General features: G+C 72.1%; 16 protein-coding genes. 5 read left to right on the top strand and 11 right to left on the bottom strand.

Features of this window, described 5'->3' with window-relative positions; genetic code table 11:
* Positions 1-50 precede the first annotated feature (50 nt).
* The gene (locus ACLF3G_RS25315) at positions 51-1367 is read right to left on the bottom strand and encodes a murein hydrolase activator EnvC family protein (protein ID WP_430672178.1); all 1317 of its coding nucleotides are present in this window, start codon (positions 1365-1367) and stop codon (positions 51-53) included.
* A gap of 132 nt (positions 1368-1499) precedes the next feature.
* Between ACLF3G_RS25315 and ACLF3G_RS25310 the strand changes: the two genes are divergently transcribed.
* From ACLF3G_RS25310 to ACLF3G_RS25300, 3 genes are read left to right on the top strand one after another with little or no spacing between them, the layout of a single operon-like run.
* Positions 1500-2408 carry a DnaJ C-terminal domain-containing protein gene (locus tag ACLF3G_RS25310; protein WP_430672177.1) on the top strand — a complete coding sequence of 303 codons (909 nt, stop codon included), beginning with the start codon at positions 1500-1502 and terminating at the stop codon, positions 2406-2408.
* A complete protein-coding gene (locus tag ACLF3G_RS25305; protein WP_430672176.1) occupies positions 2405-2659 on the top strand; it encodes a chaperone modulator CbpM in 255 nt (84 codons plus the stop codon). The genes ACLF3G_RS25310 and ACLF3G_RS25305 overlap by 4 nt, the downstream gene beginning before the upstream one ends.
* Positions 2660-2707: 48 nt before the next feature.
* The gene (locus tag ACLF3G_RS25300; protein WP_430672175.1) at positions 2708-3706 is read left to right on the top strand and encodes an NAD(P)H-dependent flavin oxidoreductase; all 999 of its coding nucleotides are present in this window, start codon (positions 2708-2710) and stop codon (positions 3704-3706) included.
* Between the two features lie 34 nt (positions 3707-3740).
* On the opposite strand, the gene gpmI is transcribed toward ACLF3G_RS25300, so the two are convergent.
* The 9 genes from gpmI to ACLF3G_RS25255 form a co-directional block, all read right to left on the bottom strand.
* Positions 3741-5273 (bottom strand): 2,3-bisphosphoglycerate-independent phosphoglycerate mutase, encoded by a 1533-nt coding sequence (gene gpmI / locus ACLF3G_RS25295; protein WP_430672174.1) that lies wholly within the window; start codon positions 5271-5273, stop codon positions 3741-3743.
* 74 nt (positions 5274-5347) lie between these two features.
* Complete coding sequence (locus tag ACLF3G_RS25290) at positions 5348-6196, bottom strand: ion transporter (protein ID WP_430672173.1); 849 nt, start codon at positions 6194-6196, stop codon at positions 5348-5350.
* Between the two features lie 98 nt (positions 6197-6294).
* Entirely contained in the window at positions 6295-7026 is a 732-nt protein-coding gene (locus ACLF3G_RS25285; RefSeq protein ID WP_430672172.1) for an FkbM family methyltransferase, read from the bottom strand.
* A 96-nt stretch (positions 7027-7122) separates the two neighbouring features.
* Positions 7123-7794 carry an NnrU family protein gene (locus ACLF3G_RS25280; protein WP_430672171.1) on the bottom strand — a complete coding sequence of 224 codons (672 nt, stop codon included), beginning with the start codon at positions 7792-7794 and terminating at the stop codon, positions 7123-7125.
* Between the two features lie 31 nt (positions 7795-7825).
* Positions 7826-8308, bottom strand: coding sequence for a 23S rRNA (pseudouridine(1915)-N(3))-methyltransferase RlmH (locus tag ACLF3G_RS25275; protein WP_430672170.1), 483 nt, complete (start codon positions 8306-8308; stop codon positions 7826-7828).
* Entirely contained in the window at positions 8292-9320 is a 1029-nt protein-coding gene (gene rsfS, locus ACLF3G_RS25270; protein WP_430672169.1) for a ribosome silencing factor, read from the bottom strand. The genes ACLF3G_RS25275 and rsfS overlap by 17 nt, the downstream gene beginning before the upstream one ends.
* A 205-nt stretch (positions 9321-9525) precedes the next feature.
* Positions 9526-10269, bottom strand: coding sequence for a nicotinate-nucleotide adenylyltransferase (locus ACLF3G_RS25265; protein ID WP_430672168.1), 744 nt, complete (start codon positions 10267-10269; stop codon positions 9526-9528).
* The gene (locus tag ACLF3G_RS25260; protein WP_430672167.1) at positions 10154-11008 is read right to left on the bottom strand and encodes a 2-keto-4-pentenoate hydratase; all 855 of its coding nucleotides are present in this window, start codon (positions 11006-11008) and stop codon (positions 10154-10156) included. The genes ACLF3G_RS25265 and ACLF3G_RS25260 overlap by 116 nt, the downstream gene beginning before the upstream one ends.
* Before the next feature lie 14 nt (positions 11009-11022).
* Entirely contained in the window at positions 11023-12288 is a 1266-nt protein-coding gene (locus ACLF3G_RS25255) for a glutamate-5-semialdehyde dehydrogenase (RefSeq protein ID WP_430672166.1), read from the bottom strand.
* Positions 12289-12536: 248 nt separating this feature from the next.
* Between ACLF3G_RS25255 and ACLF3G_RS25250 the strand changes: the two genes are divergently transcribed.
* Both ACLF3G_RS25250 and ACLF3G_RS25245 read left to right on the top strand, forming a co-directional pair.
* Positions 12537-12902, top strand: coding sequence for a hypothetical protein (locus ACLF3G_RS25250; protein ID WP_430672165.1), 366 nt, complete (start codon positions 12537-12539; stop codon positions 12900-12902).
* 40 nt (positions 12903-12942) lie between these two features.
* Complete coding sequence (locus ACLF3G_RS25245) at positions 12943-13302, top strand: hypothetical protein (protein ID WP_430672164.1); 360 nt, start codon at positions 12943-12945, stop codon at positions 13300-13302.
* A 61-nt stretch (positions 13303-13363) separates the two neighbouring features.
* Here ACLF3G_RS25245 and ACLF3G_RS25240 read toward each other — a convergent pair whose 3' ends face one another.
* A complete protein-coding gene (locus ACLF3G_RS25240; protein ID WP_430672163.1) occupies positions 13364-14875 on the bottom strand; it encodes an ABC transporter substrate-binding protein in 1512 nt (503 codons plus the stop codon).
* Between the last annotated feature and the right edge of the window lie 70 nt (positions 14876-14945).

Raw genomic sequence — 14945 nt, 5'->3', positions numbered from 1 at the left:
CCTTGGAGCCGCCGACCTGACCAACATGCCCCCGGGAGATGACCCGAAGGTTAACCTCGCGCCGCAAACCACGGCCGCGGATCCACCGGCTGCCCGCTTCGCCGCAACTCCACATAGAGGGAACCGCCCGAACCGCCAGCGCCGCCCAGCACGCCGATCGGTTCACCCGCCAGTAGCCGCTGCCCGGCCGCCGCGTCGAGCCGATCCATCCCTGCCAGCACAAAATGGTAGCCCCCTCCGCAATCCACAATCAACAGAAGGCCGAAGGATCGAAAAGGCGCAGCATAAACCGCGCGCCCGTTGCAGGGGGAGACCACGCGGGCGCCGCCGGCCGTCGCATAGGTCAGCCCGCGATGCGGCCCACCGGGCGCGGCCTGGCCCCAGCTGGTGACGATGCGGCCGGCAACCGGCAGCGCACGGCCGCCGAATGGCACGGGAGCCGCTGCCGGGCCTCCAGCTTCGGGGCGTCCGGCCGGCGGGCGCTCCGGCGCCTCGGAAGGGCGCGGGGCCGGGCGTGCGGCGGCCAGGCGCTGTTCCCGCTCCGCCTCCGCCACCTGGCGCGCCTGTTCGGCGGCGCGGGCGGCGGCATTGGCGCGGGCCTGGGCCTCCCGCCGCTCCCGGTCCCGTTGTAGGCGCGCCAGCACATCGGCCAGGTCGCCGGCTCGTGCCGCGGCGGCGGCGGCCTGGGTGGCGGCGCGTTCCTCCGCCGCCTCGGCCTCGCCCCGGCGGGTACGGGCGACGGCCAGTTCCGCCTCGAGACCGGCCACGGCTTCCCGCGCCTGGGCCTCGGCCTCGGCCAGCGCCATGGCTTCGCGCGCCGCCAGCCATTCGGCCTGCTGCGCTTCCCTCTGTGCCTGGCGCAGCGACTCGGCTTCCTCCTCCATGCGGCGGATCAGGCCGCGCAGCACCAGGGCGCCGCGCAGCGCATCCTCAGGCTCGCCGGGAATCGCCAGCACCGTCTCCGCCGGATACAGCGACAACCGCAGCATCACCGGCAGCAGCGGCCGCAATGCCGCGGCGCGGTCGGCGATCTGCCGCGCCGCCCGCGCGCCGTCGGCCTGCGCCGCTTCCAGACGTGCCGATACCTCCGCCACCTCGGCCTCCGCCGCCTGCGCCAGGGCGGCGAGCTCGACGCGCCGGGCGGCCAGGGCCACCTCCTCCTCCGCCAGGGTGCGGGCGCGGGTGGCGGCGGCCTCGGCTTCGGCGCGGCGCTCCTCCGCCGCCTGTTCGGCGGCGCGCAGGTCGCGCGCGGTGGGCTGGGCCGGGGCTGGCGCGGGCAGCGCAAGGACGGCAAGCAGCGCGAGCAGCAGCGGACGAAGCGTCCGGCTGTGCCCCTGGCCGGCACGCTGATCTCTCGAACCCTTCAAATGCAGCACCCCCTTGCTGCATAGCGCCCGCCCGTCCGGCGGGACAACCCTGGACGGCCTGCGCGACAAGGTGCTTTGCAGCGCAGGGCTGGTTGGTCCCACCATCGCCGCGTCAGATCACAAAGGGTCGCCATGGCCGAAGATCCGTACAAGGTTCTGGGTGTGCCGCGGGACGCGACGCAGGAGGCGATCAAGCGCGCCTACCGCAAGCTGGCGCGGCAGAACCACCCCGACCTGAACCCCGGCAAGCCGGAGGCCGAAGCGCGCTTCAAGGCAGCCTCCGCCGCCAATGCCATCCTGTCGGACCCGGAGACCCGCGAGCGCTTCGACCGAGGCGAGATCGACGCCGAGGGCCAGGAGGCGGCGCCGGCCGGCGGCTGGCGCCGGCACGCGGATGCCGCGCAGGGCAACCGCTACGAGCCCTTCACGGAAGCCGGTGTCTTCGAGGACCTGTTCGCGGACATGTTCGCCGCCCGCCAGGCCGCCGAATCGGCACCGCGACCCGGTCGTGACGAAAGCTACCGGCTGCGCGTGCCGTTCCTGTCCGCCGTGCTGGGCGCGACGGAGGAGCTGGTGCTGCCCGATGGCCGCCGCCTCAGCGTCCGCATCCCGCCCGGCGTCACCACCGGCCAGTCGCTGCGGTTGCGCGGCCAGGGTGGCCCTGGCCGCAACGGCGGCCCCGCCGGCAACGCCGTGATCGAACTGGAGGTGGAGGACCACCCGTTCCTCCGCCGCGAGGGCCGGGACCTGCACATGGATTTGCCGGTGACGCTGCGGGAGGCGGTGCTGGGTGGCGCGGTGACGGTTCCGGCGCCCGGCGGCGCCCTGCGTGTCACCCTGCCGCCAGCCAGTGACACCGGCCGGCAGATCCGCCTGCGCGGCAAGGGCATCCCGGCGCATGCGGGCAAGCCCGCCGGCGATCTGCTGCTAACGCTGAGCGTTGTGGTGGGCAGGCCGGACGCGGCGCTGGAGGCCTTCCTGCGCGACTGGCAGCCGGAGCACCAGGAGGACCCGCGCCGGGGGATGGAGGCCGCGCCATGATGACGCTGGAGTTGGTCTGCGCCCGCTTCGGGCGTTTGCAGCCGGAGGAGCTGCGCGACTGGGTCGCCGCCGGATACGTCCGCGCCGACTCCGAGGCCGGTGAGCTGCGCTTCCAGGACATCGACGTGGAGCGCGTGCGGCTGATCCTCGAACTGCGCGAGGATCTGGCGGTGAACGAGGAGGCGCTGCCGCTGGTGCTGTCGCTGCTCGACCAGCTTTACGCGCTGCGACGGCGGCTCGGCGAGCGGTAAGGGTCAGCCGCTGCCGGAGGATGACGAGCAACAGGGGAGGGCCAGCCCATGATCAGCACCCGCTTCACACAGCTTGTCGGCTGCACGGTGCCTCTGCAGCAGGCTGGCATGGGTGGCGTGTCGCCGCCCGAACTGGCCGCGGCGGTGTCGGAAGCAGGTGGGCTCGGCATGGTCGGAACGGCACGCGCGGGCCTGACACCCGCGACATTGGCGGTGCTGCTGGAACGCGTACGCTTGCTCACGACCCGGCCCTTTGGGGTCAACTTCCTTGTCTCACCGGTGCACCTGGAAGGACGCCATGGCCGCCAGCCGCTCGACCTCGCCTGCGTCGGGGTGGCTGCGGAGGCCGCACGGGTTGTCGATTTCTTCTACGGCGATCCTGATCCGAAGCTGGTCGAGATCGTCCACAAGGGTGGTGCCCTGGCGTGCTGGCAGGTGGGGTCGCGCAGCGAGGCTGTGGCGGCCGTCGAGGCCGGGTGTGACCTGATCGTGGCCCAGGGCGTCGAGGCGGGTGGCCACGTTCGCGGCCGGATCGGCCTGCTGCCGCTGCTCGCCGAGATCCTTGACGCGGTGGACGTGCCGGTGCTGGCCGCTGGCGGCATCGGCAGCGCGCGTGCCATGGCGGCGGCCCTTGCCGCTGGAGCCCAGGGTGTCCGTGTCGGGACGCGTTTTATCGCGGCCCAGGAAGCGGGTGCGCATCCAGACTACGTCGCCGCGCTGATCGCCGCGGAAGCCGGGGATACCATCCATACCGACGCGTTCCGGGGCGGTTGGCCCGATGCTCCGCACCGGGTTCTCCGCTCCTGCCTCGAAGCCGCCAGGATGGCCCCCGCCGAGATCATTGCGGAGGGCTCGCGCCTCGACGGCACGCGCATGCCGATCGCGCGCTTCGCCACGGCCGTCGCGGATCGGATGGTGACCGGCCACATTGCCGCTCTGCCGCTTTGGGCTGGCGAGTCGGTTGGCGGCGTGAAGCGGATCCAGCCTGCGGCCGCCATCGTCCATGAATTGGCCGAAGGCGCCGAGGCGCTTTTGCGGAGGTGGTGAGGCCGGCTTCGGACGCGAAGGCGCAGACCGAGGTCTAGCCGCCCCGCAGCAGCGACCGCCCCGTCATCGCCGCCGGTTGCGCCACGCCGAGCAGGGCCAGCAGGGTCGGCGCGATATCGGCCAGCCTTCCGTCGGCCAGCCCGGCACCCTCCGGCGCGCCCATCAGCAGCACCGGCACCGGGTTGGTGGTGTGGGCGGTGTGTGGGCCGCCGGTCACAGGGTCGCGCATCAGCTCCGCATTGCCGTGGTCGGCCGTGACCAGCAGGCAGCCGCCGGCGGCGCCGATGGCCGCGGCGATGCGGCCGAGCCCCTGGTCCACCGCCTCGCAGGCCTTGATCGCGGCAGGCAGGCTGCCGGAATGGCCGACCATGTCGGCATTGGCGTAGTTCAGCACGATCAGGTCGTATTTTCCCGAGTTGATCGCGGCGACGCATTTGTCGGTCAGCTCCGGTGCCGACATCTCGGGCTGCAGGTCATAGGTGGCGACCTGGGGGGAGGCGACCATGATGCGGTCCTCCCCGGGATAGGCCACCTCCTCGCCGCCGTTCAGGAAGTAGGTGACGTGCGGGTACTTCTCGGTCTCGGCCATGTGGAGCTGGCGCAGCCCGGCGGCGGAGACGACGGCAGCCAGGATGTCCTGCATGGATTGCGGGGGGAACAGCGCCGGAAGGAAGGGAGCCAGCGCGCTGCCATAATCCGTCATGCCGGCGCAGGCGGCGAAGCGCACGGTCGGGTCGGCCTCGAAGCCGGCGAAGGACGGGTCGAGCAGGGAAGCCATGATCTCCCGCACCCGGTCGGCGCGGAAATTGAAGCACAGCACGCCGTCGCCGTGATTCATGCCGCGATACTCGCCGATGGCGGCGGCGGGCAGGAACTCGTCGGTCTTGCCGGCTGTGTGGCCGGCGGCGATGGCCTGCTGCGCCGTGGCGTGGCGCGCGCCCTTCGCCGCCACCATCACGTCATAGGCCTGGCGCACGCGGTCCCAGCGGTTGTCGCGGTCCATGGCGAAGTAGCGGCCGCAGATCGTGGCGATGCGGGCGCCTGGCGGCAGCGCCGACTCGAAGCGCGCGACGGATTCGGGGGCAGAGGTCGGCGCCACGTCCCGGCCATCGGTCCAGCCATGCACGCGCACGTCCAGCCCGACCCGTGTCGCGACGCGAGCAAGCGCCAGCGCGTGGTCCTGCTGGCTGTGCACGCCGCCTTCGGACAGCAGGCCCATCAGGTGCAGCACGCCCCCGGCCGCCTTCGTCCGCTCGATCAGGGCGACCAGGTTGGGCAGCGTGGCGAGGCTGCCATCGGCGCAGGCGGCATCGATGCGGACCAGGTCCTGCATCACCACGCGGCCGGCGCCGATGTTCAGGTGGCCGACCTCCGAATTGCCCATCTGACCCTCGGGAAGTCCGACATCGAGGCCGGAGGTGCGCAGGAAGGCGCGTGGGCCGGCCTGCCACAGCGTATCGAAATGCGGCGTGCGGGCCTGCCGCACGGCGTTGTCCGCCGTCTCCTCCCGCCAGCCCCAGCCGTCCAGGATCGCCAGCATGACGGGACGGCGGGCGGGTGCGGGCATGGGCGGGGCGTCCGGCGGCTGTGGCGGTGCGGAGTGCCTACCGCTGGCAGGCCCAAAGGGTCAACGCCCGAGGGTCAACGTTGGGCTGCGCGCAACGCCGCCATCTCCGCCCGCAGGGCTCGGATCTCGGCCAGCAGCATCTGGCTGTCCAGGTGCTGTTCGCTGCGCGCCGCGTCGGCCGCGGCCTGGGTCGCGGCGACATCGACGCTCTCGCGCTGGGCGCGCAGGGTCTGGATGCTGTCGACGATGACGCCGATGAACAGGTTCAGCACCACGAAGGTCGCGATCAGGATGAAGGGCACGAAGAACATCCAGGCCAGCGGCTGCACCGCCAGGATGGGGCGCACATTGGCCTCGGACCAGCTCTCCAGCGTCATCATCTGGAACAGGGTGTAGAGGGTAAGCCCCAACGAGCCGAAGCGCTCCGGCAGGATGTCGCCGTACAGCTTGGTGGCCATCACGCCGAAGACGTAGAAGATCAGCCCCATCAGCAGCACGATGCTGCCCATGCCCGGCAGGGCGGCCAGCATCGCCTCCACCACGTGGCGCATCGACGGCACGGCGCTGATCAGCCGCAGCACACGCAGCACACGCAGCGCGCGCAGCACGGACAGCGGGCCGGTCGCCGGCATCCAGGCGATGGCGACCACGATGATGTCGAACAGCCCCCAGGGGTCGCGGAAGAAGCGGCCGCGGAAGGCGTAGATGCGGAAGGCGATCTCAGCGGTGAAGATCAGCAGCAGCAACGTGTCGACCGCTTCCAGCAAGCCGCCGAACCGCGCCATGACGCTGTCCGAGGTCTCCAGGCCCAGGGTGATGGCGTTCAGGATGATCAGTCCGATCACCACCCGCTGGAACAGCGGCGACAGCACCAGCCGCGCGGCGCGCGCCCGCCGGCTGTCCCCGGCATCGGCCGGGGTCATCACTTCCTGCATTGTCTCGAGTCCCTGGGGAGGAAAAGGCGGCGCAGGGAATGGCGGTTCACGCTCCGCGTTTCAAGGGCCGTTGCGGCCCCGAAGGGTCAGCCCGGCAGGAAGATCCAGTTGAAGATGTAGTCGCGGCGGCTGGCGGGGGTGGAATGGCGTAACGCGAGATCGATCTGCGAGGTCCGCCGCAGGACCCCCCGGTCGAGCGCGAAGGCCTGGTAGCCATGGGCACAGACCGCGCCGAGAAGCTCCGCGATGGGGCGCCTGGTGTGCTTCTCCTCGATCTCGATCACCATGTTCGGACGATGGCGCCGCAGCGTCTCCCGCGCTCCCTCGACGACGGCGAGTTCGAAGCCTTCCACGTCGATCTTGATGAACCCCACCTCGCCCAGGTCGAGGTCGTCGAGGCGGCGCGCATCCACGACGACGCTGCCGTACTCCGCCGCGCCGATCTTCTCCGTGCTGAGCGAGGCGCCCTGGTTCGAATAGCCGCCGCTGCGGTGCCTCGGCACGCGAAGCTCCGCGCTGCCGGAGGTGTCGGACAGCGCGATGTCGTGGACGGTGACGCCGGAGCCGATGCCGCGCCGCAGGACCTCGTGGATCTTCGGATTGGGCTCGAACGCATGCACGCTGGAGGAATGGGGCCGCAGCGCCTCGCTCCAGACGCCCTTGTTGGCGCCGATATCGAGCGAGACGCGGCTGCGATCCGCAAGCACCGGAACGAGGCGGATTTCCTGCTCGCCACGCCGGCGTTCCCGCGCGAGGTGATAGAGGGTCTGTAGCCGGCCCGGGACGAACAGGGCCTTGAAACGCTCCTCCGCCGACATCGGAGGCTCCCACGGCGCAGCGCGCATCATCCCGGTCGCCTCCCAGTCCGCCTGGGCAATGGATCCGATTCAATGTCGCATCAAGTGCCGATGTGGCTACATGAGGATCGCCGGCACGCCGAAGATGCCGCGGTGGAAGTGCAGCAGCGCCGCCCAGATCACCAGGCCCACCACTGGTGGCATCCAGCCGATCTCGCCCAGTGCCAGGCGGTTGCGGCCGGCGGCGATGGCGGCGAAGGGGATGATGCTGGTGCGCGCGGAAAAGCGCGCCCAGGCCTCCGGGTCTCGCGCCGCCAGCTTGGCGTCGATGGAGGGCATGCCGGCCAGCGCCGTCACCAGGAAGGCGCCGAAGAACACCAGGCTGGCGCTGTCGCCATTGCCGATGATGTGGATCGCGGCCCACAGTGCGAAGGACCACAGCATCGGGTGGCGCGTGATGCGCTGGATGCCGCGCGGTTCCTCCCCCAGCCCCTTCGCGCCGACGGCGGTGGGGTTGCGCTTGTGGCTGGCCATGAACAGCACGAAGGCCGGCAGCATCAGCGCCGCCAGAACCCAGCGCAGCCCGGGCCCGGCCGCCCACAGGAACGTCGTTTCCGCATTCTGCCAGGCCAGCACCAGCAGGAAGATCGCCACCACGGAGGTCACGGAGAAGCCAATCATGAACCGCTTCTCCCCCACCGCCGCCACCGCCTTGCCGCGCAGTGCGGTGCCGGAAAGCCCGACATGCACGCCGATCCAGAACAGGGCGGCAAGGATGAGAAGTGTCATGGCGGCGGCTCCGACCGGGTTCGCCGCCGATTCAAGCAGGCCGCCAGGCCCGATGATAGGGGTGATTGGTGCGGATCGCCTGCACCCGGAACAGTTGCTCCGCCAGCAGGCCGCGCACCAGGAAATGCGGCCAGGTCAGCGGGCCGAGCGACAGGCGGTGGTCGGCGCGCGCCAGCACCGCGGGGTCCAGCCCCTCCGTCCCACCGATCAGGAAGCAGATGGGGCGGGCGGTATCCTCCCACTTCAGGACCAGAGCGGCCAGCGCCTCCGTCGTCGGCGCGCCGCCGCCGAGGTCGAGCGCCACTGCGAAGGCCGCATCCGGCAGCGCGCCGAGCAGGGCGGCCCCCTCCCGCCGGCGGATCTCGGCGGGGTTGCCGCCCTGGCCTTCCGGCAGTTCGGTGACGGTGATCTCCGGCCGGAGCCGTGCCGCGTGCTGTTCGAACAGCGCGCGTTCCGGCCCCGGCTTCAGCCGGCCGATGGCGATCAGGCGATAGCCCCTAGACGTCGTCGTCATCCTCCTCGATGCCGGCTTCCGGCACGCTGCCATCGTCCGGCAGCGGCGTGCGGTCTTCCTCCGCATCCGGCGTGGCAGCGGGGCTGTCCGGGCCCCACATCCGCTCCAGCGCATACAGGCCGCGGGCTTCCGGCTTGAACAGGTGGATCACCAGGTCCCCGGCATCGATCAGCACCCAGTCCGGCGAGGCCTGGATGTTGTCGCGGCGCAGCTTCAGGCCCTCCTTCTCGAAGGCCTCCTCCAGGTGCACGGCCATGGCCTGCATCTGGCGGTCGGCTTCGGCGGTGGCGATCACCAGGCGATCGGCGTAGTCGGCGCGGCCGGTGACGTCGAGCACCAGGATGTTCTCGGCCTTGTCGGCATCCAGGCTCTCGCGCGCTGCTTCGACCAGGCGGTCAAGCAGGGCCGGTTCGACCTTCTGCCGTTCGGCACGCGGGGCGCGGGTGGGGCGAGGGGCCTCGGCGGGGGCTGCCTCATCGGGCGTGGCGGGCGCGGCCTTCGGCTTGCGCGGGCTGCGGGCCTTGGGCATCGGCGCGGCCGGTGTGGCATCGGCCACCTCGATCGTGTCGGGCTCCGGCGCCGCCTTGCGGCTGCGCGGCTTCGGCGCCGCTGCGGGCTTGGCGGTGGCGCGCGGCTTGGCGGCCGGTGCCGCGGCGGCGCGGGGCTTCGCGGTGGGCTTGGCAGCCGGCTTGGTGGTGGCGCGCGGCTTGGCGGCCGGTGCCGCGGCGGCGCGGGGCTTCGCGGTGGCCTTGGCAGCCGGCTTGGCGGTGGCGCGCGGCTTGGCGGCGGGCTTTGCGGCTGGTGCCGCGGCGGCGCGGGGTTTCGCGGCGGGCTTGGCTGCCGGCTTGGCGGTAGCGCGCGGCTTGGCGGCGGGCTTTGCGGCTGGGGCCGCGGCGGCGCGGGGCTTCGCGGTGGGCTTGGCAGCCGGCTTGGCGGCGGCGCGCGGCTTGGCGGCGGGCTTTGCGGCTGGTGCCGCGGCGGCGCGCGGCTTGGCCGCGGCCTTCGGCTTCACCGATGCCTCCGCCTTCGGCTTCGCTGCCGCGCGCGTGCGTGTGGCGGGTGCCGCGGCAGGGGTGGCGCGGGGTTTCGGCTTGGTGTCCCGGGTCTTCGACTCGGGTGTCTTTGGCGTGCGGGCGATGACCGCCTCCTGTCGTTTGTCTTTGTGGCACCCTGTAGCACGGCACGGCACGTTGCGCCGCCTCCCTGGCGGCGGCCCGTCACCCGGCCTGCATTGCGGCGCGGATCGCGGTGGCGGAGGCTGCGTGTTCCGCCGCCGGCACGAAGCACCACGGCGCATGGCCGCAGGCCGGGGGCGCAGGTCCGCGCGCCGGCCCTGCCAGCAACGCGCCAGGTCGCCTCCGGTGCCGCGCCAGAAGATGCGCCGCCTGCCCGGCCAGCGCACGCCGCGTCCAGCCGGGGCGTGGCAGCACGGCGATGGGCGTGTGCGCCACGATGTCCCGCCAGCCCTGCCAGCGCGGCAACTGCCACAGGTTGTCCGCGCCGATGACGAAGACGAAGCGCGCCCGCGGAAAGCGCCGCCGCAACTGCCGCAGTGTATCCACGCTGAAGCGCGTGCCAAACGCCGCCTCGATCCCGGTGGCGCGGATCCGCCTTCCATCCGCGATGCGCCAAGCCGAGGCCAGCCTTTCGCGGAACGGCGCCATGCCGCGCGCCGGCTTCAGCGGATTGCCCGGCGAGACCATCAGCCAGACCTCATCCAGCCGCAACGCCCGCCGCACGCGGCGCGCCACGTGCAGGTGCCCGGCATGCGCCGGGTTGAAGCTGCCGCCGAGCAGCCCGATGCGGCGCAGGCGGCGGTCCCCCCAGGGATTGAGAGTCACGGGATCAGCGGATCCGCACGTCCACGGAAACCGGGTCAGTCGCCAGCCCGGTGTAGGTCGCGACGTAATCCTGCCCCGCCCGTACCGGCAGCGGCGGGGAGAAGCCGCCGAGCGAAACATACTCGCCCGCCCGCAGCCGCCGTCCCTGCGCGCGCAGGTCCGCCACCAGCCAGGACAGCGCGTTCAGCGGATGGCCCAACAGCGCCGTGCCGGGCGCGCGCGAAACCTCCCGCCCGCCTTCGGTCAGCGCCACCTGCATCGTGCCCAGCGCAGCGGCGAAATCCGGCGTCGCCTGCACCGCGATCGGCTCCCCCACCACGCCGAGCCGCGCCCCGACATTGATCGACAGCAGCAGCGGCCCGGACCAGGCGGTGGCCGGGCCATGCACCAGGTCGGGCAGTTCGAGGAAGGGGATCACCTGGTCCAGGTGGCGCAGCAGCGCGACGTGGTCGGCGCCGGCCTCGTTCACGCCCTCGTCCCGTACGCGCACCAGCAGGTCGCTCTCGATGGCCGGCGCGATGCCGTAGCCGGCCGGGATCTCGGCACCGGATCGGGCGCGCAGCGTGCCGTGGAAGATGGCGCCGGCGAGTGGGTGCGGCACGCCGAAGCGGGCTTGCGCCGCCGGGGTGGTGAGGCCGACCTTCCAGCCGACGCGATCGCCCCAGGGCTGCGCCAGCAGCGCCACCAGCCGGTCTCGCGCGCAGGCCGCATCGGCCAAGTCCATCCCCTGGACCGGCGGCGGTGGTGCGCGGCGATCCACGATGGCGCCGGCCAGGCGCGCGACCTCCGCCGGTTCCGGACAGGCGGCGGCGGCCGGCAGCGCCAGCAGGGCGAGGGCGGCGGCGATGACGGCTTTCATGCGTCTGGTCCTGCCTAGGGTCGCGTTTGGCCGCTGCCGATCACCTGGTAGCGGAAGGTGCAGAGTTGTTCCGGCCCGACCGGCCCGCGCGCATGCAGGCGGCCAGTCGCGATGCCGATCTCGGCGCCGAAGCCGAATTCGCCGCCGTCGCAGAACTGCGTCGAGGCATTCCACATGCCGACGGCGGAGGCGAGGTTGCCGAGGAACCGCGTCGCCACCGCCTCGTCCTGCGTGACGATGGCTTCGGTGTGCTCGCTGCCATACCGGGCGATGTGGTCCAGCGCGTCCTGCACGCCATCCACCACCTTCACGGACAGGATCGCATCCAGCCATTCGGTGGCGAAATCCGCGTCGGTGGCGGGCTTCAATTCGGGCAGGATCTCGCGTGCCCTGTCGTCGGCCCGAAAGTCGCAGCCGAGCGCGCGCAGGTCGACGACCAGCAGCGGCAGCAGGGTCGGCGCGATGGCGGCGTCGATCAGCAGCGTCTCGGTGGCGCCGCAGACCCCGGTGCGGCGCATCTTGGCGTTGGCCAGGATGGCGCGCGCCATGGCGGGGTCCGCGGCCGCGTGGATGTAGGTGTGGCAGAGACCCTCGGCATGGGCGAGCACCGGCACGCGGGCTTCCTGCTGCACGCGCTCCACCAGCCCCTTGCCGCCGCGCGGGATGATCAGGTCGATCAGCCCCGCCGCGCGCAGCATCGCCGCGACGAAGCCGCGGTCTGAGGTCGGCGCGACCTGCACCGACGCCTCCGGCAGCCCGGCCTCGCGCAGCCCGGCCACCATGCAGCCATGGATCGCCAGCGCGCTGCGCAGCGATTCGCGGCCGCCGCGCAGGATCACCGCGCTGCCGGCCTTGAGGCACAGCGCCGCGGCATCGGCGCCGACATTCGGGCGGCTTTCGTAGATCATGCCGATGACGCCGAGCGGTTGCGCCACGCGGCGGATCACCAGACCGTTCGGCCGTGTCCATTCCGACAGCACGCGGCCGACCGGATCGGGCAGGGCCGCCACCTCCTCCACCGCGCGGGCCATCGCCTCCACCCGCGCCGGCGTCAGCGCCAGGCGGTCGCGGAAGGCGGCGGTGAGGTCCGGGGCGGCGGCGAGGTCCTCGGCATTCGCCGCCAGCACTGCCTCCGCCCGCGTCCGCAGCGTCGCGGCGGCGGCCAACAGCGCCGCATCCCGCTGCGGTCGCGGTGCCACGGCCAAGTCCCGCGCGGCCAGGCGGGCGGCGTGGGCGGCAGTTTCCAGCAGGCGGGCGGCTTCGTCGGCAAGCGCGGTCATGGCGGCATTCTCCCGCCGCGACAGGTAGCGCGCGGCCGCGAGGGAGGGAAGCGAACGCTGCACCCCCACTGGCGTCACCGCCGCGGGTGCAACCCTGCCTCACGCGGGCGTGTCATCCGTTGCGGTGATGGCGGCGATGCGTCGAAGCGATGGGGAAATCGACAGGCAGTCCCCATCTGGGCCGTAACGCAGACGGCAGCCGCAGCGAAGCGGCTGGTATCGGCAGAGACGAGTTAAGGAATACGCAGATGACCCGCTTCACCCGCATTACCCCCGCGCTATTTGCCGCCGGCGCCTTGTTTCTGGCAGCCCCCGCGATGGCCGATGGTTTCGCTTATCCCCGCGTGGTCGGGACCGGCGAGAATGCTTCCGTGCAACATGGTCCCGATGCGCAGCAGAACGTCGTCGGTGGTGGTGCCGTGACCGTGCGGCAGGCCACCGGCAACGACGTGCAGATCAGCCACCTGGACGCCCGCTTCGCCCAGCAGCCCCGCGCCGGCCTGGTGCCGGTGACCATCGGCAGCGGCGAGAACGCCGCCACCGCCTGGGTGCCCGCCGACACCAACGCCGCGAACACCGCCCTGGCCCAGGCCGGCGGCTTCGTCGGCAGCTGAACGACCTGAACGACCAACACGTAATCAAAGGAACAGACACATGACCCGCTTCAATCGCTTCGCCGCCGCCATCCTGGCCACCGGCGCCCTGGGCCTCGCAGCGCCCGCCTTCGCCGATGGCGCGTCCTACCCCCGCGTGATCGGCAGCGGTGAGAATGCCTCCGTCGTCTATGGCCCGGATGCGACGCAGAACATCGTCGGCGGTGGCGCCGTGGTGGCGCGTGACGTGGCCGGCGGTGGTGCCGATGTGCGCCACTTCGACGACAGCTTCGTCCAGCCGGGCCGCGAGGGCGTCCGCGCCGTGACGGTCGGCAATGGCGAGAACCAGCGCACCGTCTGGGTGCCGCTGAACGCCCCGGCCAACGCCGCCTCCCTGCCCAACAGCATCGAGCGCGGCTGACCAATAGCCCTCTCCCCCCACTTCGGGGGGAGAGGGCCGGGTGCGGGGGCCGCGCCCCGTCTCAACGCGCTACCCGCAGCCCGGCGAAGCGGATGATGCCGTCCGGGCTCGGCACGAAGCCTTCCACGCCACGCCGCATCGCCCAAAACCAGCGGTGGTGGTACAGCATCAGGTGCGGCCGATCGGCCATCCAGATCTCCGCAGCCTGGCGGTACAGCGCCTGCCGCTGCGCCACATCCGTCACCGCGCGCGCCTGCGCCAGCAGCGCATCGAGCCGCGGATTGGCGTACTTCCCCCAGTTCAGGAACCCGTCGGAGGCCAGCCAGAAGGCGATGTTGCCGTCCGGGTCCGGCCGTCCGGACCAGATGGCGATCGCGGCCTCGTAGTCACCGCGGCGCGTGGCGGCCACCATGGCGCCGGATTCCAGCGTCTCGATGCTGATGTCGAAGCCGCCTTCCCGCGCCATGGCCTGGATGATCTCCGCCACCTGCGCCTCCACTGGCTGGTTCGGCACCTTCAGCGTGAAGGCCACGCGCTCATGCCCCGCCTGCCGCAGCAGCGCCTGTGCCCGCGCCGGATCGCGCGGCGGTGCGGCGAGGTCCGCAAAATGATAGGGCGTGCCGGGGGCCTCGGGCTGGTTGTTGGGGCTGAAGCGCCCTTCCAGCGCCACCTGGTTGATGATGGCGCGATCAATGCTGCGCTCGAAGGCTTCCCGCACCCGCGGGTCGCGGCCGAGCGGGCGCTGCGCCATCGGACCGTTGCCGACATTGAGGCTCATCGTCTGGTAGGCGATGGAATCCCCCGCCACCAGGCGCAGCCGCGCATCGCGCTCCACACTCGGCACATCGACGGGCGCGACGCGCTCGATGAGGTCGAGCTGGCCGGCACGCAGATTCAGCAGGCGGACGTTGCTGTCCGGGATGGGCTGGAACACCAGGCGGTCTGCATGGATGTTCGCGGCGTTCCAGTGGCCGGTGAACTTCTCCATCTCGATGCGGTCCTGCGCCACGCGCCGCGTCAGGCGGAAGGGGCCGGAGCAGACCGGGTTCTCGCCGACGCGCTCCGCCATCGGCAGTACGGCGGGCGACAGCATCATGCCGGCGCGGTCGGACAGCACGGACAGCAGCGGCGCGAAGGGCTCGGACAGCACCAGGCGGACGGTGCGCGCATCAACGGCCTGGACGTCCGACACCTGCTGCAACTCGCTGCGCCGGCGGCTTTCGCGCGTGGTGCGGTAGCGGTCGAGGTTCGCCTTCACCGCCGCGGCATCGATCGGTGCGCCATCCTGGAATCGCGCGCCATCCCGCAGCGTCAGCGTCAGCGCGCGGCCATCCGCCGACCATTCCCAGGCGGTGGCGACTTCCGGGCGGAACTGCAGGTCCGGCCCGATGTCGACCAGCTTGTCGCACATCGCGGCGAAGACCACGCGCTCGACGAAGCTGCCGGACTGCGCCGGGTCCAGCACGGCAGGATCGGCGCCGATGCCGATGCGCAGCGTGGTCTGCGCAAGGGCGGGCGTGGCGAGCGGCGCCAGGGCCGAGATTGCGAGGGCGGCGAGGCGAAGATGGCGCATGGCGGGGCCTCCGGCGGGTTCAGCCGGAAGTCTGCGCCTCTCCGCCCCGGTGGCAAGTCCGGGGCCCATG

Origin of the sequence: Falsiroseomonas sp. HC035, from assembly GCF_050563525.1 — a bacterium.
In the GTDB taxonomy this organism is placed as follows: domain Bacteria; phylum Pseudomonadota; class Alphaproteobacteria; order Acetobacterales; family Acetobacteraceae; genus Falsiroseomonas.
The sequence above is the reverse complement of the archived record's forward strand: the minus strand, read 5'-3'. Positions and strand labels throughout refer to the sequence as shown.